The sequence below is a fragment of the Cryobacterium sp. PAMC25264 genome (genome assembly GCF_019443325.1).
Lineage (GTDB): Bacteria > Actinomycetota > Actinomycetes > Actinomycetales > Microbacteriaceae > Cryobacterium.
In genome coordinates, this window is record NZ_CP080383.1 from 832,766 (window position 1) to 856,793 (window position 24,028).

At 69.3% G+C, this 24,028-nt stretch carries 18 protein-coding genes, 1 rRNA gene and 1 pseudogene; all 20 read left to right on the forward strand.

Features of this window, described 5'->3' with window-relative positions:
• The first annotated feature begins 295 nt into the window (after nt 1-295).
• Nucleotides 296-412 (forward strand): 5S ribosomal RNA (gene rrf / locus KY500_RS03785).
• Between the two features lie 1,366 nt (nt 413-1,778).
• Complete coding sequence (locus tag KY500_RS03790; RefSeq protein ID WP_255579771.1) at nt 1,779-2,717, forward strand: hypothetical protein; 939 nt, start codon at nt 1,779-1,781, stop codon at nt 2,715-2,717.
• Nucleotides 2,710-3,735: an HAD-IIA family hydrolase gene (locus tag KY500_RS03795; protein ID WP_255579772.1), complete on the forward strand. Its 1,026-nt coding sequence runs from the start codon at nt 2,710-2,712 to the stop codon at nt 3,733-3,735. The genes KY500_RS03790 and KY500_RS03795 overlap by 8 nt, the downstream gene beginning before the upstream one ends.
• Nucleotides 3,736-3,745: 10 nt before the next feature.
• A complete protein-coding gene (locus KY500_RS03800) occupies nt 3,746-4,012 on the forward strand; it encodes a hypothetical protein (RefSeq protein ID WP_219903552.1) in 267 nt (88 codons plus the stop codon).
• Nucleotides 4,009-4,950, forward strand: a complete 942-nt coding sequence (locus KY500_RS03805; RefSeq protein ID WP_219902392.1) for a TlyA family RNA methyltransferase — start codon at nt 4,009-4,011, stop codon at nt 4,948-4,950. Before KY500_RS03800 ends, KY500_RS03805 begins: the two co-directional genes overlap by 4 nt.
• A gap of 5 nt (nt 4,951-4,955) precedes the next feature.
• A complete protein-coding gene (locus KY500_RS03810) occupies nt 4,956-5,876 on the forward strand; it encodes an NAD kinase (RefSeq protein ID WP_219902393.1) in 921 nt (306 codons plus the stop codon).
• 9 nt (nt 5,877-5,885) lie between these two features.
• Nucleotides 5,886-7,606, forward strand: a pseudogene (gene recN / locus KY500_RS03815) (DNA repair protein RecN).
• A gap of 14 nt (nt 7,607-7,620) precedes the next feature.
• Entirely contained in the window at nt 7,621-9,312 is a 1,692-nt protein-coding gene (locus KY500_RS03820) for a CTP synthase (protein ID WP_370626875.1), read from the forward strand.
• Nucleotides 9,305-9,979 (forward strand): NUDIX hydrolase, encoded by a 675-nt coding sequence (locus tag KY500_RS03825; RefSeq protein WP_219902394.1) that lies wholly within the window; start codon nt 9,305-9,307, stop codon nt 9,977-9,979. Before KY500_RS03820 ends, KY500_RS03825 begins: the two co-directional genes overlap by 8 nt.
• A complete protein-coding gene (gene xerD / locus KY500_RS03830) occupies nt 9,910-10,893 on the forward strand; it encodes a site-specific tyrosine recombinase XerD (protein WP_219902395.1) in 984 nt (327 codons plus the stop codon). Before KY500_RS03825 ends, xerD begins: the two co-directional genes overlap by 70 nt.
• A gap of 165 nt (nt 10,894-11,058) precedes the next feature.
• Nucleotides 11,059-12,294: a low temperature requirement protein A gene (locus tag KY500_RS03835; protein ID WP_219902396.1), complete on the forward strand. Its 1,236-nt coding sequence runs from the start codon at nt 11,059-11,061 to the stop codon at nt 12,292-12,294.
• Between the two features lie 215 nt (nt 12,295-12,509).
• Nucleotides 12,510-13,397 carry a ParA family protein gene (locus KY500_RS03840; RefSeq protein WP_219902397.1) on the forward strand — a complete coding sequence of 296 codons (888 nt, stop codon included), beginning with the start codon at nt 12,510-12,512 and terminating at the stop codon, nt 13,395-13,397.
• Nucleotides 13,381-14,274 (forward strand): ScpA family protein, encoded by an 894-nt coding sequence (locus KY500_RS03845; protein ID WP_370626877.1) that lies wholly within the window; start codon nt 13,381-13,383, stop codon nt 14,272-14,274. The genes KY500_RS03840 and KY500_RS03845 overlap by 17 nt, the downstream gene beginning before the upstream one ends.
• 232 nt (nt 14,275-14,506) lie before the next feature.
• Nucleotides 14,507-15,109, forward strand: a complete 603-nt coding sequence (scpB, locus tag KY500_RS03850; protein WP_255579773.1) for an SMC-Scp complex subunit ScpB — start codon at nt 14,507-14,509, stop codon at nt 15,107-15,109.
• Nucleotides 15,106-15,924: a pseudouridine synthase gene (locus tag KY500_RS03855; protein WP_219902399.1), complete on the forward strand. Its 819-nt coding sequence runs from the start codon at nt 15,106-15,108 to the stop codon at nt 15,922-15,924. Before scpB ends, KY500_RS03855 begins: the two co-directional genes overlap by 4 nt.
• A gap of 66 nt (nt 15,925-15,990) precedes the next feature.
• Nucleotides 15,991-17,073: a prephenate dehydrogenase gene (locus KY500_RS03860; RefSeq protein ID WP_255579774.1), complete on the forward strand. Its 1,083-nt coding sequence runs from the start codon at nt 15,991-15,993 to the stop codon at nt 17,071-17,073.
• Nucleotides 17,074-17,077: 4 nt separating this feature from the next.
• The gene (gene cmk / locus KY500_RS03865; protein ID WP_219902400.1) at nt 17,078-17,761 is read left to right on the forward strand and encodes a (d)CMP kinase; all 684 of its coding nucleotides are present in this window, start codon (nt 17,078-17,080) and stop codon (nt 17,759-17,761) included.
• Nucleotides 17,758-19,278, forward strand: a complete 1,521-nt coding sequence (gene der, locus KY500_RS03870; protein WP_219902401.1) for a ribosome biogenesis GTPase Der — start codon at nt 17,758-17,760, stop codon at nt 19,276-19,278. Before cmk ends, der begins: the two co-directional genes overlap by 4 nt.
• Nucleotides 19,279-20,030: 752 nt before the next feature.
• Nucleotides 20,031-22,361, forward strand: a complete 2,331-nt coding sequence (locus KY500_RS03875) for a glycosyltransferase family 2 protein (protein ID WP_219902402.1) — start codon at nt 20,031-20,033, stop codon at nt 22,359-22,361.
• Nucleotides 22,358-23,974, forward strand: a complete 1,617-nt coding sequence (locus KY500_RS03880) for a chitinase (protein ID WP_219902403.1) — start codon at nt 22,358-22,360, stop codon at nt 23,972-23,974. Before KY500_RS03875 ends, KY500_RS03880 begins: the two co-directional genes overlap by 4 nt.
• Nucleotides 23,975-24,028 lie beyond the last annotated feature (54 nt).

The following is a 24,028-nucleotide window of genomic DNA, read 5'->3' on the forward strand; positions in this document are numbered from 1 at the left end:
CGTCGAGACCCGTAGGCCGGCCTCCGAGCCGCACCACAAGGGCCCGTCACCGGGTCTCGACGAGCTCGACCAGCGAGGCGGGTGCGTTTCGCAGACATCAGCGATCTTGTCGGACGGGGCCGGCAACATCCGCGACCTGTGAGCAAAGCACCGGAGCGGGCGCGTTTTTGGGGCCTCGCTGACCGATCGCGGGGGAGGCGGTGAGGGCCGTTGTCCTGTAGACTCGAGGGATCGAAGCTTGATGGTTCGAAACGACTTGATGGCCGGCACCTGGTGCCGGGGCATCGCACCTTGTTTCGGCGGCCATAGCAAGAGGGAAACGCCCGGTCACATTCCGAACCCGGAAGCTAAGACTCTTTGCGCCGATGGTACTGCAGGGGGGACCCTGTGGGAGAGTAGGACACCGCCGGACTTAACTTAGTCAAAATGGCCACCCATTCGGGTGGCCATTTTGCGTTAACGTACGCTGGAGATGCAGTCCGGTACGTAAGCCACACCTACAGGAGATAAACAGTGACCCCCACGGAACGCAACGGGAACGACGCACGCGATAACGGAAACGGCGATCGTCGAACCGGCGGTTACCAGGGAGGTCGCGGAGGCTCCGACCGGCCTCGCCAGGACGGCGCGCGACCGCCGTACAAGGGCAACGCCGGCGCCGGCAATGACCGTCCGCAGCGCGACGGAGAACGTCCTCCGTACCGCGGCAACTCTGACCGCCCGGCGCGCGACGGCGAGCGTCCTCCGTACCGTGGCAACTCCGACCGCTCGCAGGGCGGGGAGCGCGCACCGTACCGGGGGAACTCCGACCGCCCGCAGGGCGGGGAGCGGGCGCCGTACCGGGGGAACTCCGACCGTCCGGCGTACAACAGTGACCGTCCGGCACGCGATGGCGATCGTCCTCCGTACCGCGGCAACTCCGACCGTCCGCAGGGCGGGGAGCGTGCGCCGTACCGCGGCAACTCCGACCGTCCGGCGTACAACTCGGACCGCCCCGCATACAAGGGAAACTCTGACCGCCCGCAGCGCGACGGCGACCGTCCTCCGTACCGTGGCAACTCTGACCGTCCGGCGTACAACAGTGACCGTCCGGCGCGCGATGGCGATCGTCCTCCGTACCGCGGCAACTCCGACCGTCCGCAGGGCGGGGAGCGTGCGCCGTACCGCGGCAACTCCGACCGTCCGGCGTACAACTCGGACCGCCCCGCATACAAGGGAAACTCTGACCGCCCGCAGCGCGATGGAGAGCGTCCTCCCTACCGAGGTAACACGGATCGTCCGGCGTACAACTCGGACCGTCCCGCATACAAGGGAAACTCTGACCGCCCGCAGCGCGACGGTGACCGTCCCCCTACCGCGGCAACACGGATCGTCCGGCGTACAAGGGCAACTCCGACCGCCCGCAGCGTGATGGCGACCGTCCGGCGTACAACTCCGATCGTCCTGCCTACAAGGGCAACTCCGACCGTCCCCAGCGTGACGGCGACCGTCCCGCGTACAAGGGCAACAGCGACCGACCGGCGTACAAAGGGAACTCCGACCGCCCGCAGCGTGACGGCGACCGTCCGGCATACAAGGGCAACAGCGACCGTCCGGCATACAAGGGCAACTCCGACCGCCCGCAGCGCGACACCGAGAACAAGCCGTGGCTGAAGGACAGCGCCCGGGGCGGTTCACCGACCCGCGCCGGCGCGCCCCGAGACGCCGGTAAGAAGCTGTGGACCCGCGACGGCGCTCCCGCCCGCAATGACCGCGATGCCCGCGTCGTGGAAGAGGAGATGACCGAAGAGCAGCGCATGCAGCGCGAGCTCCGTTCGGTGCGTCCTCGTCACGACGACCCGGAGCTGCCCGACGACATCACGGCCGACGACCTCGATCGCATCGCGCGCAACGAGCTGAAGACCCTCACCAAGGACAACGCCGAAGCTGTGGGTCGCCACCTGGCGATGGCCGCCCGCGTGATCGACGAAGACCCCGAGCTGGCCCACCGCCACGTGATGAGTGCCGCCCGTCGCGCCGGCCGCATCGCCGTCGTGCGCGAGAGCCTCGCCATCACCGCCTATGCCACCGGCGACTTCGCCCTGGCCCTGCGGGAGCTCCGCACCTACCGCCGTATCTCGGGCTCCAACGCCCAGCTGCCCCTGATGGTGGACAGCGAACGCGGCGTCGGACGCCCCGACCGGGCCCTCGAGCTCGGCCGGTCCGTCGACCGCAGCACGCTACCGGCCGGCGTGCAGGTGGCCCTGGCCATCGCGATGTCGGGCGCCCGCCTCGACCTGGGTGAAACGGAGGCCGCGCTGAGCGAGCTCGAGATCGCCCAGCTCGACCCCAAGACGGCGTTCTCCTACAGCTCAGAACTCTTCGCCGCCTACGCCGAGGTGCTCGAAGAACTCGGCCGCACCGACGAAGCCGACCTCTGGAACGAACGCGCCTCCCGCGCCGACGCCGCCCTGAACGGTGACGTCGACGAGACCATCGAGATCGTGGAGCTCGACGACGAAGAGTTCGACGAGGACGAGGACGACACCCACGAGGAGTCCGACGAGGACGAGGCCGACAACGCCGATACTCCCGACGAGCTCGAGACCGCCGATCTGACCATCACCGACACCGAGGACATTGCTTCACCCGATGACGAATCAACCGACGAGTCCGAGTCAGCGACCGACCACGCCGAGGGCGTGGACGAAGATCCTGAAACGACGCCCGTTGACTGAGCCGGCCACGCCCCTGGCCGGCATCGACGTGGTGCTGGCCGACCTGGACGGCGTGGTCTACGCCGGACCCCACGCCATCCCGTTCGCCGTCGACAGCCTCAACCAGGCCGCGACAAGCATCCGGGTGGGCTACATCACCAACAACGCCTCACGCACGGATGCCTCCGTCGCCGGCCACCTCACCGACCTCGGTCTCACGGTGGCCCCGTCCGACGTCGTCACCTCGCCCCAGGCAGCCATGCGGCTGCTCGTGGAGCAGGTGCCGGCCGGTTCCCGCATCCTGGTCGTGGGCGGCGACGGGCTCGTCGACGAACTGCAGAAGCACGGCTTCGAGGTGACCCGGTCCGCCGAGGATTCCCCGGCCGCCGTCGTGCAGGGATTCGCGCCCGACGTGGGCTGGACCCAGCTTGCCGAGGCCTGCTTCGCGCTGAACGCCGGCGTCACCCTCGACGGTGACTACCCGGGCATCCCGTGGATCGCCACCAACACCGACTGGACCATTCCGCAGGCCCGCGGCATCGCTCCGGGCAACGGCACGCTGGTGTCCGCGGTGCACACCGCCGTCGGACGCCTGCCCCTCGTGGCAGGCAAGCCAGAAACCCCGATCTTCTTCGAGGCCATCAAGCGCTTCGAGGCCACCACGCCGCTGTTCATCGGCGACCGGCTCGACACCGACATCCTCGGCGCCAACCGGGCCGGCATCCCGGCCGTGCTGGTGCTCACGGGCATCGACAAGGCCAAGCAGGCCCTGGCCGCCGGCCCGGAGGAACGCCCCACGTTCATCCTCGAGGACCTGCGCCAGCTGCACGAGCCCTACCCGGTGACCGTGTTCTCCAAGGACAAGTCGCAGGCCACCGTCGACGGCGCATCCGTGCGCATCCACGGTGCCGACGTGGAGATCATGGCCGTCGGCGACGACGGAATCAACCTGCTGCGCGCGGCGTGCGCCGTGATCTGGGCGTCCGGCCGACCGATCTACGGGCTCAACGTTCCGGAGAGTCTCTATCTCGGACGGTAGCCTAGGAGGCGTGAGTGCAGACGGAGTAGACCAGGCACGACCGCCGGCCGGACCGATTCCTGGCCGCCCGGGGCCGCGCCCCGCGCGGTCTGCTCCGGCCCCCGGACCCACCGGCGACGTTCCGGCCCCGCCCGTTCTGAACGGTGAACTCGACGCCCGCCTCGCGGCCGTCGAGGCGCTGCCGCTCGCGGAGCGGGCCGCGGCATATTCCGAGCTGCACGACAGTCTGCGCGACCACCTCGAAGGTGGAGACGTGCCCCGATCGAAGGCCGAATGACTACGCACAACCCGACCGCGTCAGACCCCGACCTGGGGACCGACTCCGAGCAGACTCCGGCACCACAGCGGCCGGCCCCCCAGCCGACCAGCGTGCCCGTGCACACCCCGGCGCCCGTCACTGAACCGGTGGCGTCCACGGGGGAGCAGCGCCTGGATTCGGCCCTGTTCGACCGCGGCCTGGTGCGCTCGCGCACCGTCGCCGCCCGGCTCATCGCCGAGGGACTGGTGACCGTGGACGGCAGCCCCGTCGTCAAGGCGTCCGCCAAGGTGCGCGACAGCCAGGTGATCGCCGTCGCCCCCACCGACCACTACGTCAGCCGCGGGGCGCACAAACTCGTTGCCGCCCTCGACGCCTTCGAACTGCCCGTCGCCGGCCGCACCGCGATGGATGCCGGTGCCTCCACCGGCGGGTTCAGCCAGGTGCTGCTCGAACGCGGCGTCGGCCGGGTCATCGCCGTGGACGTGGGCCACGGCCAGCTCTCGCCCACCATCAAGGCCGACCCCCGGGTCACCCTCGTTGAGGGCTTCAACCTGCGCTATGCGACCGCGGAGACCATCGCGGGCGCGTCCGGCATCACCGACCGTCCCGACCTCGTTGTGGGCGACTTGTCGTTCATCTCGCTCACCACGGTGCTGCCGGCTCTTGTCGCTACCGCGGCCGAGGGCGCCGATTTTGTGCTGCTGATCAAACCGCAATTCGAGGTCGGGCGCGGCGGCATCCGTGAGGGTGTCGTGCACAACCCGGGCCTGCGCGCCGACGCCGTCTCCGGCGTGCTCTGGGCCGGCTGGGATCTCGGCCTGGGCATCAACGGCCTGATCGCGTCGCCGATCGCCGGCGGGGCGGGCAACCACGAGTATCTCGTGTGGATGCGAACCGGAACCGGCACCAATCCGACAGAATGGATCGATCGGATAACCGTCCTGGTGGGAGCGTGACGAGCATGACCGCAACGCCCAGGCACATCCTCGTCGTGGCCCACACCGGCCGGCAGGATTCGTTGGAAGCCGCCGCGACGGTATGCGAGCAGCTCATCGCCGCCGGCGCTGTGCCCGTGCTGGCCGCCGAGGAGCGCAACGACCTGCTCGCCTCCTGCCCGCAGCTGAACGGCAGCACCGCGGTGCTCGGCGAGGCCGTGCAGGCCACCGACCTGGAGCTCGTCATCGTGCTTGGCGGCGACGGCACCATCCTGCGCGCCGCCGAGATCGTGCGCGGCTGCTCCGCCCCCCTGCTGGGCATCAACCTGGGCCACGTGGGGTTCCTCGCCGAAAGCGAACGCGACGACCTCGGCGAGGCCGTGCGCCGCGCCCTGCTGCGTGACTACCTCGTCGAAGAGCGGATGACCCTGTCGGTGCGGGTGAAGGTGGACCACGAGGTGGTCTACGAAACCTGGGCGCTCAACGAAGCCACCGTGGAGAAGGCCAGCCGGCAGCGGATGATCGAGGTCATCATCGAGGTCGATGGCCGCCCGCTGTCCGCCTTCGGCTGCGACGGCGTGGTGCTGTCCACCCCCACCGGGTCCACCGCCTACTCGTTCTCCGCCGGCGGCCCCATCGTGTGGCCGAGCCTGGACGCCCTGCTGCTCGTGCCGCTCAGCGCACACGCCCTGTTCGCCCGCCCGCTGGTCGTGGGGCCGGACTCCTCGCTGGCCGTGGAGGTGCTCGCTCGCGGCGACAGCTCGGCCGTGCTCTGCGCTGACGGCCGGAGGGTCACCGACCTGCCGCCGGGCGCCCGCGTGATCGTGCGACGCTCCCCGGTGCCGGTGCGCCTGGCCCGGCTGCACAGCGGCCCGTTCACCGACCGGCTCGTGAACAAGTTCGATCTGCCGATCACGGGCTGGCGCGGCCCGGTCGGGCGGGAGTGAGGCCCGGCCATGATCGAAGAACTCGTCATCCGCGACCTCGGCGTGATCAAAGAAGCCACCCTGCCGCTCGGCCCCGGCTTCACGGCCATCACGGGCGAGACCGGCGCGGGTAAGACCATGGTCGTGACCGCGCTCGGCCTGCTGCTCGGCGAACGCGCCGACCCGGGCACCGTGCGCGCCGGCCAGTCGCAGAGCTGGGTTGAGGGCCGCTGGCTGGTCGACCCGGCCGGCCCTGTGGCCCAGCGGGTGCACGACGCCGGGGGAGACCTCGACGGACCCGAACTGCTGCTCAGTCGCTCCGTGTCGGCGGAAGGACGCAGCCGCGCCGTCGTGGGCGGCCGCAGCGCCCCGGCCGGCGTGCTCGGCGACCTCGGCAGCGACCTCGTTGTGGTGCACGGCCAGTCCGACCAGGTGCGCCTGCGCTCCACCTCCGCCCAACGCGGCGCTCTCGACCGGTTCGCCGGCGCCGAACTCGCGGATGCCCTCACCGCCTTCCAGCACGCCTACCACCGCTGGCACGCCAACCAGGCCGAACTCGACCTGCTCATCGCCGAACAGGACCGCCGTGCCCGCGAAGCCGAGGACCTGCGGCTGGCCATCGCCGAGATCGAACTGGCCGCCCCGCAACGCGGCGAGGACGACGAGCTCAGCGCCCGGGCCGAACGGCTCGGCAACCTCGAGGAACTGCGCCTCGCCGCCGCTTCGTCTCGCGAACTGCTCTCGGCCGAGGACTCCAGCGACGACACCCCGACGTGGTCGCCCTGCTCGACTCCGCCCGCCGGCAGCTCGAACGCGCCGCCGAACACGACCCCACCCTGCCGCCGCTGGCCGAGGCCCTCGCCAACGCCGGGTTCGCCGTGGCCGACATCGCCGGGCAGCTCTCCAGCTACCTCGCCGGCCTTGACGCCGACGGCGCCCGGGAGCTCGAGGTGGTGCAAGAACGCCGTGCCGAGCTGAGCGCCCTGTCGCGCAAGTTCGCCGGCGGCCTCGACGAGGCCATCGACTTCCTCGACACCGGCAGTAGCCGCCTACTCGAACTCGACAGCGACTCCGACCGCATCGAGACCCTCCAGACGGACACCACTGCCGACCGCGACCTTGTGCAGCGCCTGGCCGAGACCCTCACGGGCATCCGCACCACCGCGGCCGCCGCGCTCGGCGCCGCCGTGACCCGCGAATTGGCCGCCCTGGCCATGCCCGACGCGCGCCTGGTGGTGGAGATCGACCCGCTCGACGAGGTGTCGGTGACGGGCCTGGACCTCGTGCGGATCATGCTGCAGCCGCACGCCGGGGCCGAGCCGCGGGCGTTGGCGCGCGGCGCATCCGGCGGTGAACTGTCCCGGGTGATGCTGGCGATCGAAGTCGTCATCAACGCCACCGACCCCGTGCCCACCTTCGTCTTCGACGAGGTGGACGCCGGCGTGGGCGGTGCGGCCGCCATCGAGATCGGCCGGCGACTCGCCCGGCTCGCCGAAACCGCGCAGGTGATCGTGGTCACCCACCTCGCCCAGGTCGCCGCGTTCGCCGGCAACCACCTCAGCGTCGTCAAAGACAGCAACGGCTCGGTCACCGCGAGCAGTGTGCGCCAGCTCACCGGCGACGACCGGGCCGCCGAGATGGCCCGTCTGCTCTCCGGACTGCCCGACTCCGCCAGCGGCCTCGAGCACGCCCGCGAGCTCATCGAACTTGCCCATACAACCAGCTCCAACGGAGAGGCCCGCACTAGGTGATAGGATCGAAGCCCGTGGTGAACAATATAAACGCGGACAAATCAAACGACATTACGAAGCACATTTTTGTGACCGGTGGTGTCGTTTCTTCATTGGGTAAAGGCCTGACGGCGGCAAGCCTCGGCAACCTGCTCACCGCTCGCGGACTGCGCGTTGTGATGCAGAAACTCGACCCCTACCTCAACGTCGATCCTGGAACGATGAACCCGTTCCAGCACGGCGAAGTCTTCGTCACCGACGACGGCTCCGAGACCGACCTCGACATCGGCCACTACGAGCGCTTCCTCGACATCAACCTCACCCAGGCGGCGAACGTCACCACCGGTCAGGTCTACTCGCAGGTCATCGCCCGCGAACGCCGCGGCGAATACCTCGGCGACACCGTGCAGGTCATCCCGCACATCACCGACGAGATCAAGCGACGGATGCGGCTGCAGGCCAGCGACGAGCCCCGCCCCGACGTGATCATCACCGAGGTCGGTGGCACCGTCGGCGACATCGAGTCGCAGCCGTTCATCGAGGCCGCACGTCAGGTGCGGCACGAGCTGGGCCGCAAAAACGTCTTCTTCGTGCACGTCTCCCTGGTGCCGTTCATGGCCGCCTCCGGCGAGCAGAAGACCAAGCCCACCCAGCACTCCGTTGCCGCGCTGCGTTCTCTGGGCATCCAGCCGGACGCGCTCGTGCTCCGCAGCGACCGGCCCGTGTCCGAGTCGAACAAGCGCAAGATCGCGCTCATGTGCGACGTGGACGAAGACGCCGTCGTGAACTGCAAAGACGTGCCCAGCATCTACGAGATCCCCGCCGTGCTGCACGAGCAGGGCCTGGACAAGTACATCACCGACGCGCTCGGCCTGCCGGTGAAGGACGTGGACTGGACCGCCTGGCAGCGCGTGCTCGACGCCGTGCGCGAGCCCAAGCACGAGGTCACCATCGGCCTGGTCGGCAAGTACATCGACCTGCCCGATGCGTACCTCTCGGTGACCGAGGCGCTGCGTGCCGGCGGTTTCGCCCAGCAGACCAAGGTGAAGATCGAGTGGATCGCCTCCGACACCTGCGAGACCCCCGAGGGCGCCGCCGCGATGCTCAGCGAGCTCGACGGCATCTGCGTCCCCGGCGGCTTCGGCGTGCGCGGCATCGAGGGCAAGCTCGGCGCCCTCAAGTTCGCCCGTGAGAACGCCATCCCCGTGCTCGGCCTCTGCCTCGGCCTGCAGTGCATGGTCATCGAGTACGCCCGCAACAAGGCCGGCCTTGAGGGCGCCTCGTCCAGCGAGTTCGACCCGGAGACCGAGTTCCCGGTGATCGCGACCATGGAAGAGCAGGTCGAGATCATCGCCGGCGGCGACCTGGGCGGCACCATGCGCCTGGGCCTGTACCCGGCCACCCTGGCCGAGGGCTCGCTCGTCGCCGAACTGTACGGAGCTTCCGAGGCATCCGAACGTCACCGTCACCGCTACGAGGTGAACAACAACTACCGCGCCCAGATCGCCGAGGCCGGCCTGTGGTTCTCGGGCACCTCGCCCGACGGCCACCTCGTCGAGTACGTGGAGCTGCCCCGCGCTGAGCACCCGTTCTACGTGGGCACCCAGGCGCACCCCGAGCTGCGCTCACGCCCGAGCGACGCGCACCCGCTGTTCCGCGGCTTGATCGGCGCGGCCCTTGACCGCCAGCAGGCCAGCCGCCTGTTCGAGGTGAAGGAAGATGCCTGAGAGCCTCTCCGCCCGCGCCGAGGCCGACGCGCAGCTGCCCCGCATCGAGGATGAACCGGCGCCCACCGCGCTGACCTCGAGCGCGGTGCGGTTCGACGGTCACGTGTGGAACATCCGCCAGGACGCGTTCGACTACAACGGCGCCGAGATCGTGCGCGAGTACGTCGACCACCCCGGCGCCGTGGCGATCCTCGCCCTCGACGACCAGGACCGGGTGCTGCTGATTCAGCAGTACCGGCACCCGGTGCGGATGCGGGAGTGGGAACTACCCGCCGGGCTGCTCGACATCGACGGCGAACACGCCCTCATCGGCGCGCAGCGTGAGCTGGCCGAGGAGACCGACGTCGTCGCATCCGAGTGGAACGTGCTGACCGAGTTCTACACGTCTCCGGGCGGCAGCAACGAGGTCATCCGCATCTACCTGGCCCGCGGCCTGTCGCCGGCCACCGACGTCTTCGATCGCACCGACGAGGAAGCCGACATGGTCACCCGCTGGGTGTCCCTGGACGACGCCGTCGACGCCGCGCTCGCCCGCCGGGTGCAGAACCCGTCGCTCGTGGTCGGCGTGCTGGCCGCCGCTGCGTCCCGTGCGCGCGGATGGTCGTCACTGGCGCCGGCGGATCTGCCGTGGCCGCGGCATCCGTCGAACTGGGACCACACGGTGTGACCGGCCCCGTGTTCGTCGAGGAGGCCGTGCACTCGTATCTGCGGCATGTCTCGATTGAACGCGGGCTCAGCATCAACACGGTCGCCGCGTATCGCCGCGACCTGGTCATCTACGCCGGCTGGTTGACGGATGCCGGTGTCACCGACCTCGGCGCCGTCACCGCCGCGCAGGTGAGCGCGTTCGTTCAGTTCCTGGGCGGACGCGCCGAATCGCCGTTGACGGCATCGTCGGTGGCGCGGATCCTCTCCACCGTGCGCGGGTTCCACCGGTTCCTGCTCGAGGAATCCCTGGTGGACGTGGACGTGGCGCACGAGACCAAACCGCCCAAGCTGGGCCTCAGACTGCCCAAGGCCATCTCGATCGAACAGGTGAACCAGCTGCTGGCCGCCACCGACGGTGACGAGCTACCGCAGCTGCGCGACAAGGCGCTCCTTGAGCTGCTCTACGCCACCGGAGCGCGGGTGTCGGAGGTGGTGAACCTCAACGTCGACGACGTGCTCGAGGAGGACGTGGTGCGGCTCACCGGTAAGGGCAACAAGCAGCGCATCGTGCCCGTGGGCAGCTTCGCCCGCGCCGCGATCGACGCCTACCTCGTGCGGGCCCGGCCGGTGCTGTCGGTGCGCGGCAAGGCCACCCCAGCGCTGTTCCTCGGGGTGCGCGGGCACCGGGTGAGCCGGCAGAACGCCTGGTTGATCATCAAGGCGGCGGCCGAACGCGCCGAGCTGGGCATTGAGGTGTCGCCGCACACACTGCGGCACTCCTTCGCCACCCACCTGCTCTCCGGCGGCGCCGACGTGCGCGTGGTGCAGGAGCTGCTCGGCCACTCCTCGGTGGCCACCACCCAGATCTACACCCTCGTCACGATCGACACCCTCCGTGACATGTACACCACCGCCCACCCCCGCGCCCGCTGACCCGCGCGCTCCCGCGCCCGCAACCGGTCCCGAAGCGGACAAGAGGTCCCGGCACACCGGGTGCAGACGTCCGTACGGGCAACAGTTGCGGATGTGGCGGGCCGAGTTGGCGCTTCGACCGACGTGGGGGTGCGGTGCACGGGCCGGCTCGGCGACAATGGGGGAGTGACCCGTACCTCCCCGCCCCCGCCGGCAGCGACGCCGGCCGGCCGCTTCGGCATCCGTCGCAACCTGCTGCGCCCCGACGACTCGGAGGCCGCCGATCGCGTCACCTACGTGGAGCTGTTCTTCGACCTGATCTTCGTCTTCGCGCTCACCCAGCTCTCCCGCTACCTGTATGAGAACCAGTCCTGGGAGGGCGCCCTGGAGTCGGCGATGCTCGTGCTCGCCCTGTGGTGGCTCTGGGTGTACACGACCTGGGTGACCAACTGGCTCGACCCGGCCAAGCTGCCCGTGCGCGGCGTGGTGCTGGGCCTGTCGCTCGTGGGTTTCGTGGTGAGCGTCTCGATCTACGAGTCGTTCGGTGACCGCGGCATCGTCTTCGCGCTCGCGTACACCGTGCTGCAACTGGGCCGAACCGCCTTCATGCTGCTCGCCGTGGCCCGGCACGACCCGGAGCTGCGCCGCACCTTCGTGCGGATCCTGGCCTGGCTGGCCCTATCCAGCGTGTTCTGGATCGTCGGCGCGCTGCTGCCGCTGCCGTACCGGTTGCCGCTCTGGCTGCTCGCCCTGGCCATCGAGTACCTCTCCGCCGGGGTGGGTTTCCGGGTGCCGGGGCTCGGCGCCTCCGGCGTCGACCAGTGGGACCTCTCCGGCCCGCACATCGCCGAGCGCAGCGCCCTGTTCGTGATCATCGCCCTGGGCGAATCGCTGCTGGTGACCGGGTTCGCGTTCGTCGACAAGGAATCGTCGGCGGAGAGCATCTTGGGCATGCTGCTCGCGTTCGGCGCGAGCGTGGCCATGTGGTGGCTGTACTTCGACCACAGCGAACGCGCCGGCGCCAAGGCCATCGCCGCCGCGGCCGAGCCGGGCCGCATCGCCCGGCTGGCGTACACCTATGTGCACGCGGTGATCATCGCCGGCATCGTGCTCACCTCGGTGGCCGACAAGGAGGTGCTCTCGCATCCGCACGCCGACATGACCCTGTCGACCGCCGTGGTGCTGGTGGGCGGTCCGCTGCTCTATGTGGCGGGGATGCTGCTGTTCCGCCTGGTCGTGGCACGGGAGCTGCTCGTGTCGTACCTGGTGGGCATCGGGGCGCTGCTGCTGGCGTTCGCGGCGGCTTTCGCGCTCACCCCGCTGCAGCTGGGCGCGGTGACCACCGGGGTGCTCGTGATCGTGGCCGGCTGGGAGACCGTGGTGCGGGTACGCGCCGGCACCGACGACAAGAAGGCCGGCTGACCGCCGCCGCAACTGGTGCCGAAGCGGACAACTGGTCCCGGCGCACCGGGCGCACTCGTCCGCACGGGGACCAGTTAGCGTGTGAGGGGGTGGATGCCGCGGACGGGCTGCTTCCGGGGCCGAAGGGACGGCACACCGGGGATCTTGGCGGGGGCGGGCGTGGCGGCTCGGTACAATCGACCAAGTGAATCGCATGACGGATCGAGGACAGCCCAGTGGCGCGTAAGACGGATAGCCGGACGCAGCTTCCCGGACTCGAGGAACTCCCCACCGGCGCAACCGGACGACCGGTGCAGGTGTTCGACGAGCCTGCCCCGCTGAAGAGCCACGGGCCGGCACGCATCGTGTCGTTGTGCAACCAGAAGGGCGGCGTCGGCAAGACGACGACCACCATCAACCTGGGCGCAGCGCTGGCCGGCTACGGCCGCCGGGTTCTCGCCATCGACTTCGACCCGCAGGGCGCCCTGTCGGCCGGTCTCGGCGTGCCCACGCACGATGTCACCACCATCTACGACCTGCTCCTGAGCGGCTCCAAGGACCCGCACGAGGCCATCCAACAGACCTCGGTAGAGGGCCTGGACATCATCCCGGCCAACATCGACCTCTCCGCCGCGGAGGTGCACCTCGTCAACGAGGTGGCTCGCGAGCAAATTCTCGCGCGGGTGCTGCGCAAGGTCTCCAACGACTACGACGTGATCCTGATCGACTGCCAGCCGTCGCTGGGCATCCTCACCGTCAACGCCCTCACCGCCAGCCACGGGGTGCTCATCCCGCTCGAGTGCGAGTTCTTCGCCCTGCGCGGCGTGGCCCTGCTCATCGAGACCATCGACAAGGTGCGCGACCGGCTCAACCCGGCCATCGAACTCGACGGCATCCTGGCCACCATGTACGACTCCCGCACCCTGCACTCGCGTGAGGTTCTCGAGCGAGTCGTCGACGCGTTCGGTGACCGGGTGCTCGACACCGTCATCGGGCGCACCGTCAAGTTTCCGGATGCCAGTGTCGCGGGGGTGCCGATCACCGAGTTCGCTCCGGAGCACGCCGCCGCCAAGGCCTACAAGCAGGCGGCGCGGGAACTGATCCAGCGTGGCGCGGTCGCCTAAGCGGCTTTCGGCCGTTCCGGCCACCGCCGCGGCGACAACCCCGGCCGCTTCCGGCACGGCCGGCCCGCTGGTTGACGCCGGCGGCGGGATACCGGCGCCCGGCTTCTCCGTGGCGCTGCAGAACTTCGAGGGACCGTTCGACCTGCTGCTGTCGCTGATCGGCAAGCACGAGCTCGACATCACCGAGATCTCGCTGAGCCGGGTCACCGACGAGTTCATCGCCTACCTGCGCGGCCTGGATGCCGCCGAGGAACTGGACCAGGCCACCGAGTTCCTCGTGGTGGCCGCCACCCTGCTCGACCTCAAGCTGGTGGGCCTGTTGCCCCAGGGCGAGCTGGTGGATGCCGAGGACGTGGCGTTGCTGGAGGCCCGCGACCTGCTCTTCGCCCGGCTGCTGCAGTACCGGGCATTCAAGACCGCGTCGGCATGGTTCCTCGAGAACCTCGAACACGAGGCCACCCGGCACGTGCGGTCGGTGCGGCTCGAGGAGAAGTACCGCACGACGACCCCGGAGCTGGTCTGGACGCTCTCGCTGGCCGACTTTGGCGCCCTGGCCGCGCTGGCCCTCACGCCGCGCGAGCTGCCGACTGTGGGGCTGGAACATTTGCACGCGCCGCTGGTGAGCATCCGGGAGCAGGCGGCGATCGTCGTGGCGATGCTGCGGGCCAACCAGAGCCTCACGTTTCGGGAGCTGATCGTGGACTGCGCCCAGAAGGGGCAGGTCATCGCCCGGTTCCTCGCTGTGCTCGAGCTGTACCGACACGGCGCCCTCACCTTCGACCAGCTGGAACCGCTCGGGGAGCTCAGTCTGCACTGGGACGCCGACGGCTGGTCGGACGACAACCTCGCGAATCTCGGAGCCGACTATGACGCCTGATGCCGGTATGACGGATGCTGACCTTGAGAACTCGACCCAACGCCGGTCGAGCGTGTCGAGACCTGGCGACTCGGTCTTGACGGGCTCGACCAGCGGGACGGGTGCGTCTGATGGGTCGGCTCGCGGGGTCTTGACGGGCGCGACCAGCGGGATGGGTGCGTCTGAGGGGTCGGCTCACGGGGTCTCGACGGGCTCGACCGGCAGGATGGGCGCGACCGAACGTGGGTCGAGCTTGTCGAGACCTGGTGCCCCGGTCTCGACCGGCGACGAAGGCGCGGGCGAGGCGCCGCCGATCGAGCGGCGGCTCGAGGCGATTCTGATGGTGGCGGATGAGCCGCAGAGCCTGGTGCACCTGGCCAGCGCGGTCGGACATCCGCTGGTCGAGGTGCGCGAGGCCATTCTGCGGCTCGTCGCCGACTTCGACGGCGTCGACGGCACCGTACGGCGCGGCTTCGAACTGCGCGAGGTGGCCGGCGGCTGGCGGATCTACGTGCGCGCCGAACACGACCCCGTCGTGGCCGACTTCGTGCTCACCCAGAACCCCAGCAGGCTCTCCCAGGCCGCCTTGGAGACCCTCGCCGTGATCGCCTACAAGCAACCGATCAGCCGCGGCGCGGTAGCCTCGATCAGGGCCGTTAACGTCGACTCGGTGGTGCGCACCCTCCTGGGGCGCGGATTGATCACCGAAGCCTTCACCGATAGCGAGACCGGCGCGATCAATTACGCCACCACCGACCTGCTGCTCGTGCAGCTGGGAATCAACTCGCTCGACGAGTTGCCACTAATTTCGCCGTTGCTCGCCGACGGTGCGAACGGATTCGAGGATCTACCATGACCGACCACAACGACGGCTACACCGACACCAGTAGCACCAACCCGGACTTTGCGACGAACCCCGAGGCCGCTGCCGACGGCATCCGCCTGCAGAAGGTGCTCTCCGCCGCGGGCGTGGCCTCGAGAAGAGTCAGCGAAGAGATGATCAGCTCCGGCCGCGTGCGGGTCAACGGCAAGGTCGTCACCGAACTCGGCCGCCGCGTGCACCCCGAGACCGACAAGATCGCCGTGGACAACGTGGCCGTGCAGCTGGACACCAGCCGCCGCTACGTGATGCTCAACAAGCCCGTCGGCGTGGTCTCCTCCATGCAGGACGAAAGCGGCCGGCCCGACCTCCGCCAGTTCACCGAGGGCTACGAGGAACGCCTCTTCAATGTGGGCCGCCTCGACGCCGCCACCAGCGGCCTGCTCATCCTCACCAACGACGGTGACCTCGCCCACGTGCTCGCGCACCCCTCCTTCGGCGTCGCCAAGACCTACATCGCCAAGGTGGAGGGCCGCGTCTCGGCGCAGACCATCGGCAAGTTGCAGAGTGGCATCGAGCTCGACGACGGCCCCATCGCCGCCGACAAGGCCCGCATCCTCACCAGCCCTCCCGGCGACGGCTTCACCCTCGTCGAGCTCACCCTGCACTCCGGCCGCAACCGCATCGTGCGACGGATGATGGACGCCGTCGGCCACCCCGTCGTCGACCTGGTTCGCCGCCAGTTCGGCCCGCTGCAGCTGGGCACCCTCCGGGCCGGCGCCGTGCGCGACCTCACTAAGGTGGAACTCGGTCAGCTGCTCACGGTGTCTCGCGCCGAAGTGCAGAAGTAGAGCGCAGAAGTAGCCCCAGCAGCATCCGTTTCACCCCCTGTTAGCCGCGCAAGTTTGGAGCCGAACGTGGTCGAGTCTCGCCTGATCGGGCCGGTGCGTGTCGTCGGCGCCGGGCTCCTGGGAACCAGCATCGGCCTGGGCCTCACCGCCCGCGGCCTCGACGTGATCCTCGCCGACGCCTCGCCGACCAACCTGTCGCTGGCCATCGACTACGGCGCCGGCCGCGCCGCCACCCCCGGCGACACCCCGCAGCTCATCGTCGTGTGTGTGCCGCCGGACGTGACCGCCGACATCGTCGCCCGCGAGCTCGAGGCGTTCCCCGACGCGATCGTGACGGATGTGGCCAGCGTCAAGCTGGCCCCGCTCACGGAGCTCCGCGACCGCGGCGCCGACGTCTCCCGGTACATCGGGTCGCACCCGCTGGCCGGCCGCGAACGTGGCGGACCCCTCGCCGGCCGCGCTGACCTGTTCATCGGCCGGCCCTGGGTGGTCGCCGCGCACGACGCGATCAGCTACCAACGCGCCACCGCGATCGACGACCTCATCCTCGACCTCGGCGCCACCCTGGTGGAGATGAGCCCGGAGGACCACGACAACGCCGTCGCCCTGGTCTCGCATGTGCCCCAGGTGGTGTCCACCCTGATGGCCCGCCGGCTCACCGACGCCCCCGGCTCCGCGCTCAACCTCGCCGGCGGGGGAGTGCGCGACGTCACCCGGGTCGCCGCGAGCGACCCCGAACTGTGGGTGCAGATCCTCGGCGCCAACCCCGCCCCGGTGCGGCAGATTCTGCTGGCCCTCCGCGATGACCTTGACCGGTTCATCGACGCCCTCGCCGACCCCTCCGCCCCCGGCGCCCGCCGGCAGGTGGCCGAGGAGATCGCCGGCGGCAACACCGGCGTCGCTCGGCTGCCCGGCAAGCACGGTCAGGACCGCCGCTACTCCGTCATCACCGTGATGGTCGACGACACCCCCGGCCAGCTCGCCCGCCTCTTCAAGGAGATCGGCGAGGTGGGCGTCAACCTCGAGGACCTGCGCCTCGAGCACTCCCCGGGAGCCCAGATCGGGCTCGCCGAGATCAGCATCCTCCCCGAGGCGGTCAGCCGCCTCACCTCTGAGCTGGCCGCCCGCGGCTGGCGGATTGTCGGTTAGACGTTTGAGCAAGCACTCCTACCCCCTGTTCGTCGCGATTGACGGGCCTGCCGGCAGCGGCAAGTCCAGCGTGAGCCGTGCCGTGGCCCGCAAGCTCGGCTACGGCTACCTCGACACCGGCGCCGCCTACCGGGCCCTCGCCTGGCACGTGCTGGCGCAGCAGATCGACGCGCAGGACGCGGATGCCGTCGCCGGCGCCCTGAACACCTTCGACTACACGATCGGCACCGAACCGGATGCCTACTTCGTGCGGGTGGGGCAGACCGACATCACCGACGCCATCCGGGAACCGCAGATCTCGGCCGTGGTCAGCGCCATCGCCCGCGTCCCCGCGGTGCGCACGCACCTGACCGAGCTGTTCCGCGCCATCGCCCGGGCCGTTCCGCAGCCCGGCGTGGTGGTGGAGGGCCGTGACATCACCACCGTCGTGGCACCGGAGGCCGAGGTGCGCATTCTACTCACAGCGACCGAAGAGGCTAGAATGGCTAGGCGCTCTGCGGAAATATCAACCCAATCAGCCCACACCGTTGCGGAACAGTTGCGATCGAGGGATCGCGCTGACTCCCAGGTAGTGGAATTCATGAGCGCCGCAGACGGTGTGACCACCGTCGACTCCACCCATCTCGACTTCGACCAGACCATTGACGCGGTTGTAGAGGTCATCAATACCGCGAGGAACTCGCAATGACTAATCAATTCGACGACACGACGATCCCCGAACTCGACCCGGAAATCGCATCGCGCCTGACCGATCTCGACGAGGACGACGCGCTCATCTCGCAGCGCGCCACCGCTCTGCGTACCGGCCTGAACGAGTACGACCTCGACGACGAGGACTTCGACGTTCTCGACCACGTCTCCGATGACCCCGACGCCATCACGTACCTGCCGGCCCTGCCGGTCATCGCGATCGTCGGCCGCCCCAACGTGGGCAAGTCCGCGCTCGTGAACCGGATCCTCGGCCGCCGCGAGGCCGTCGTGGAGGACACCCCCGGTGTGACCCGTGACCGGGTCACCTACAAGGGCGAGTGGCACGAACGCCGCTTCAGCCTCGTCGACACCGGCGGCTGGGAACCCGACGCCAAGGGCATCGACGCGTCCGTGGCCATGCAGGCCGAACTGGCCATCGAGCTGTGCGACGTCGTCATGTTCGTCGTGGACGCCAACGTGGGACCCACCTCCACCGACGAGGCCGTGGTCAAGTTGCTGCGTCGCAGCGGCAAGCCCGTCTTCCTCATCGCCAACAAGGTCGACGACATCCGTCAGGAGCCTGAAGCGGCCAGCCTGTGGGCGCTGGGCCTCGGCCAGCCCTGGCCGGTCTCCGCGCTGCACGGTCGCGGCGTCGCCGACCTGCTCGATGCGATCCTCGAAGAGCTCCCCGAGATCTCCAACGTCGCCAAGCAGGAAGTCGGCGGCCCCCGCCGCGTCGCCATCCTCGGCCGCCCGAACGTGGGCAAGTCCAGCCTGCTGAACAAGGTCGTCGGCGAAGAGCGCGTGGTTGTCAACGCCCTCGCCGGCACCACCCGCGACCCGGTCGACGAGCAGGTTGAGCTCGGCGGGAAGGTCTGGCGTTTCGTCGACACCGCCGGCATCCGCCGTCGTGTGCACCTGTCCCAGGGCGCCGACTTCTACGCGTCGCTCCGCACGAGCGCCGCGCTGGAGAAGGCCGAAGTGGCCGTCGTGCTCATCGACGTCACCGAGGTCATCAGCGAGCAGGACGTGCGCGTCATCGACCTGGTACTCGAATCCGGCCGCGCCCTGGTTCTCGCCTTCAACAAGTGGGACCAGATCGACGACGACCGTCGCCGCTACCTCGAGCGTGAGATCGAGCAGGACCTGGCCCACGTGGCCTGGGCCCCGCGCGTGAACATCTCCGCCAAGACCGGCCGTCACATGGAGAAGCTGGTTCCGGCCCTCGAGCTCGCGCTCGAATCGTGGGACACCCGCGTCGCCACCGGCAAGTTCAACGCCTTCCTGGCCGAGCTGGCCGCGGAGCACCCGCACCCCGTGCGCAGCGGCAAGCAGCCGCGCATCCTGTTCGGCACCCAGGCGTCCAGCCGCCCGCCGACCTTCGTGATCTTCACCACCGGGTTCCTCGACCCGGGCTACCGCCGGTTCATCCAGCGTCGCCTGCGCGAGGTCTACGGCTTCGCCGGCAGCCCGATCAACATCAGCATGCGCGTGCGCGAGAAGCGCAAGCGCTAGGTCCTCAGGCCGCTGACAACCGCACGCCGCCACCTTCGGGTGACGGCGTGCGGTTCTTTTTTTGCTCGGATGCGCCGCCCGGCACCCCCGGACCCTCCGTTCTAGGCGCACAGCCCTAGTGGACGCCCCGTCGCCGGCCCACCAAAACTGGTGGTTTCGGCGCAAGGTTTGCGCAAGATTGCCGCAAGACGCCCGCAAGCCCGCCGCAAGAACCACGGCTGTCCGACCGCGGATCCCAGTGCTGACGGGGATCTCGGACCCGACCGGGCCCGCACCTCGTTCGGGGTACCCCCGGGGGAGGGGGCTTCTGTCGCCGCCGAGATTGATCTAGGTTTTGTACGTCGACAGAGTCCACCCGGCTCCACCGAACACCGCACGCCAACGGGCCCAACCCGGCCCGTGATCCACACCGAAGTGCACCATCCGACGTGCTCCACTCCTTTCGGGCTCCGGCCCGGTTCGACCCGCACCACCCAGCATCCACAGCACCACCCGGGCCCCGAAGCCCGGTCACCCACCGGGCCCCGAAGCCCGGGCGTCAGATCGCCGTCGCACCACCCGAAGGGTGCGCTTTCTCCCTCCCGCAGTTCCCTAGTCGTCCGCTTCCTAGAGCGGCACTGGGTGCACCACGAAGCCTTCCGACATTTCCGCGTCCCCCTGCATTTCGTTGATACCTGGTCTTTACGAGAACCCGAAACTCTCGACCGTTGATCCAGCGAGATCCCTGGCCCTACCCCAAGGATGTAATTACTGTGCCTACGAAGTCCCTAGCTTCGCCTGCCCGCAAACGTCAGCTTGGTGCCGAACGCAGCACCCAGCCGCTCCCCACCGTGCACGACATCCCCAGCGATTCCAAGATCACCTGGGGTCGGCTGGCCATCATCGCCACGGTCGTGGCCTGGTTCGCCTATGTGATCTACACGATCCTGCGCCAGTTCCTCAACAACGGCACCGAGAGCTTCCGGTTCACCACCGAAGCCGTCTCGTACTGGGTCGTGGTGAGCTTCCTCACCTTCTCCGCGCTGATGTATCTCATCGCCCGGCAGGGCGCGCTGCAACGCTTCCGCGACCACGTGCGGGTGCCCCGCGCCGAACTGGACAGTCACTTCGCCACCCATCAGGGTTCGCTCACGGTGCTGGTGCCCTCCTACAGCGAGGAGCCCGGTGTGGTGCGCGGCACCCTGTGGTCGGCGGCGCTGCAGGAGTACCCCGACCTGCGCATCGTGCTGCTGCTGGATGACCCGCCCCACCCCACCGATCCGGCCGTGGCCGCGCAGCTGCAGGTGTCGCGCAGCATCGCCCGCGACATCGAACGCGCCCTGGCCGAACCCAAGGCGCGGTTCACCGAAGAGTTGCTGATCTGCGAGCTGGAACTGGCCACCGACGAGCACCCCACCGAACGCGCCGTGCAGCGCCTGGCCGACAACTACCAGTGGGCCGCCCGCTGGCTGCAGGCGATGGCCTCTGCCGAGACCATCGACGACCACGTCGACACCTTCTTCGTCGAGCAGGTGCTCGGCGGCCTCGCCGCCGAACTCTCCCTCACCGGCGCCGCCCTGGCCGCCGCCGCGAAGGAGGGCACCGCCCCCTCCGCCACCCGGATGCTGGAACTGCACCGCCGGCTGCTCTGGACGTTCTCCGCCGAGCTGGACACCTTCGAACGCAAACTGTTCTCCTCGCTCTCGCACGAGGCCAACAAGGCTATGAACCTCAACGCCTACATCGGCCTGATGGGTCGCCGGTTCCAGCGCGAAGACGGACCGGACGGCACCATCCTCCGCCCGGTCGAGGATGACGCGCCCGCCGACTACGTGGTGCGCGACTCCGAGTACCTGCTCACCCTTGACGCCGACTCGCTGCTGCTGCGCGACTACTGCCTGCGCCTGGTCTACTTCCTCGAGCAGCCCGACAACGCCCGGGTCGCCGTGACCCAGACCCCCTACTCCTCGTTCCGCGGCGCCCCCACCCGCATCGAACGCCTCGCCGGCGCCACCACCGACATCCAGCACATCCTGCACCAGGGCATGTCGTACTACGGCGCCACCTTCTGGGTGGGCGCCAACGCGGTGATCCGCAAGGTGGCCCTCGAAGACATCGTCGAGGTCGAGACCGTGGGCGGCTTCGAGGTGCGCCGGTACGTGCAGGACCGCACCGTGATCGAGGACACCGAATCCAGCATCGACCTGGGCACGCACGGCTGGTCGCTGGTGAACTACCCCGAACGGCTCTCCTACAGCGCCACCCCGCCCGACTTCGGTTCGCTCATCGTGCAACGCCGCCGCTGGGCCAACGGTGGTCTGCTCATCCTGCCCAAGCTGTGGCGCCAGATGCGCGAACGCCGCCGTCAGGGTCACCCGATCAGCCTGATCGAACTGGCACTGCGGGTGAACTACATGACCAGCATCGCCTGGGCCAGCTTCGGCCTGATCTTCCTGCTCGCGTACCCGTACGACAGCCGGCTGCTCAGCCCGGTCGTGGTGCTCGCCGCCCTGCCATACTTCCTCGCCATGGGCAGCGACCTGCGCTACTGCGGGTACAAGTTCAGCGACATCTTCCGCATCTACGGGTTCAACCTGATCCTGCTGCCGGTGAACCTCGCCGGGGTGCTCAAGTCGCTGCAGCAGGCCGTGACCAGCAAGAAGATCCCGTTCGCCCGCACCCCCAAGGTGCGCAACCGCACGGCCGCCCCGCTGCTGTTCGTGGTGGTGCCGTTCCTCATCGTCGCGTTCTCCGCCCTCACCCTGTGGCGGGATGTCTCCAACGAGAACTGGGGCAACGCCGCCTTCGCCGGGTTCAACGCCCTGCTGGCCAGCACCGCGATCCTCACCTACATCGGCATCTGGAACTCGATCGTGGACGTCTGGCTGGGCCTGACTCAGTGGATGTTCATCGAACGTGCCCCGCGCCGCAAGGGCGCCCAGGTGGCGCTGCCGCAGCCGGCCGAGCCCACCCTGGACTGGCGGGCCGTGATCTACCACGGACACGTCGTGGGCGAGCTGCCCAGCGATGTGGAACTGGTGACCGGACCGTTCGTCAAGCCCGTCGTCTCCAAGCGCGCCGCCAAGCAGGGCGTGCTCCGGTGAGCGCCGCAGACCCGGGCGCTGCGGCGCCCGTCACGCCGACCGCGCCTGTCGTCAAGGCCGACCGGCCGCGCCGCCGCCTCTCGGTGGTGCGGGTGTTCCTGGGCATCGTGCTCGTCGTGGCGCTCTCCGCCGGCGGCTACCTCGGCTGGCAGTGGTGGGGGTCGGCGCAGGCCGCCGAAGCCTACGACCCCTGGTTCGCCGGGTACGTCGACGTGACGGCCACGCCCACCTACGACTTCGAGGCCACGGCCGACCTGGCCGGCAACGACGTGGTGCTCTCCTTCATCGTCGCCGCCGCCGACGACGCCTGCGCGCCGAGCTGGGGCACCCACTACAGCCTCGACGAGGCATCCGACGAGCTTGACCTCGATCGCCGTCTGGCCCGGGTGAAGCAGCTCGGCGGGCAGATCGTCGTGTCGTTCGGCGGACTGCTCAACACCGAACTCGGCACCGGCTGCACCGACAAGGATGCGCTCATCGCCGCGTACGCCGCCGTGCTCGACCGGTATGACGTGACCACCATCGACCTCGACCTCGAGGGTGCCAACCTCACCGACCCGGCCGCGGCGGAGCGCCGCGCCACCGCGATCGCCGAGCTGCAGGCCGACCGGCGTGCGGCGGGCAAGGACCTAGCGGTGTGGCTGACCCTACCCGTGGCCACCGGCGGGCTCACCGAGGACGGCACCAACGCCGTCAGCGCGATGCTCGACGCCCAGGTGGACCTGGCCGGGGTGAACCTGATGACCATGGACTTCGGCAGTAGCAAGGACGCCGACGAGACCATGGCCGACGCATCCATTCGCGGGGTCACCGCCGCGCACCGGCAGATCGGCACCCTCTACAGCCGGGCCGGCACCGAGCTGACGGATGCCACAGTGTGGCAGAAGATCGGCATCACGCCGATGGTGGGCCAGAACGACGTGGCGGGGGAGATCTTCGACCTCGACGACGCGAAGGCGCTGAACACCTTCGCCCAGGAGCAGAAGGTGGGCCGGATGTCGCTCTGGTCGCTGAACAGGGACACCACCTGTGGGTCGAATTACGCCGACGTCAAACGGGTGTCGGACTCCTGCAGCGGCATTGACCAGGGCGACGAGAAGTTCGTGTCTCTTCTGGGCGATGGGTTCACCGGCCGCCCGGTCACCGCCGCGGCCGCGGTCACCACCGACGAGGCCGAGGAGATCGGCTCGATCGTCGACGACCCGGCCACCAGCCCGTACGCGATCTGGGCGGCAGAGTCCTCGTACCTGGAGGGCACCAAGGTGGTCTGGCACAAGAACGTCTACCAGACCAAGTGGTGGACCCGCGGCGACCTGCCCGACAACCCCGTGCTCAACGAGTGGGAGACGCCGTGGGTGCTGATCGGCCCGGTGATGCCGGGGGAGACCCCGATCCCCAGGCCCACCCTGCCCGTGGGCACCTACCCCGACTGGCAAGGCACCGCGGTGTACGAGAAGAACGCCATGATCCTCTTCGACGGCGTGCCCTACGAGAGCAAGTGGTGGAACCAGGGCGAGAGCCCGGATGCCGCCGCCGCGAACCCCGACGGCTCCCCGTGGGCGCCGCTCTCCGACGCCGAGGTCAAGACGCTTCTCGACGCCCTTCCGAAGTAGCCAGGTTTTTGGGCGGCGAGGCCCAAACATAGATATGCCCGGGGTGGTGGTTAG

Excerpts from the sequence above, each read along its gene's own strand:
- KY500_RS03790 (WP_255579771.1), top strand. The coding sequence starts at position 1,779 with ATGACCGAAGAGCAGCGCATGCAGCGCGAGCTCCGTTCGGTGCGTCCT.
- KY500_RS03825 (WP_219902394.1), top strand. The coding sequence starts at position 9,305 with ATGCCTGAGAGCCTCTCCGCCCGCGCCGAGGCCGACGCGCAGCTGCCC.
- KY500_RS03810 (WP_219902393.1), top strand. The coding sequence starts at position 4,956 with ATGACCGCAACGCCCAGGCACATCCTCGTCGTGGCCCACACCGGCCGG.
- KY500_RS03855 (WP_219902399.1), top strand. The coding sequence starts at position 15,106 with ATGACCGACCACAACGACGGCTACACCGACACCAGTAGCACCAACCCG.
- der (WP_219902401.1), top strand. The coding sequence starts at position 17,758 with ATGACTAATCAATTCGACGACACGACGATCCCCGAACTCGACCCGGAA.
- xerD (WP_219902395.1), top strand. The coding sequence starts at position 9,910 with ATGGTCGTCACTGGCGCCGGCGGATCTGCCGTGGCCGCGGCATCCGTC.
- KY500_RS03805 (WP_219902392.1), top strand. The coding sequence starts at position 4,009 with ATGACTACGCACAACCCGACCGCGTCAGACCCCGACCTGGGGACCGAC.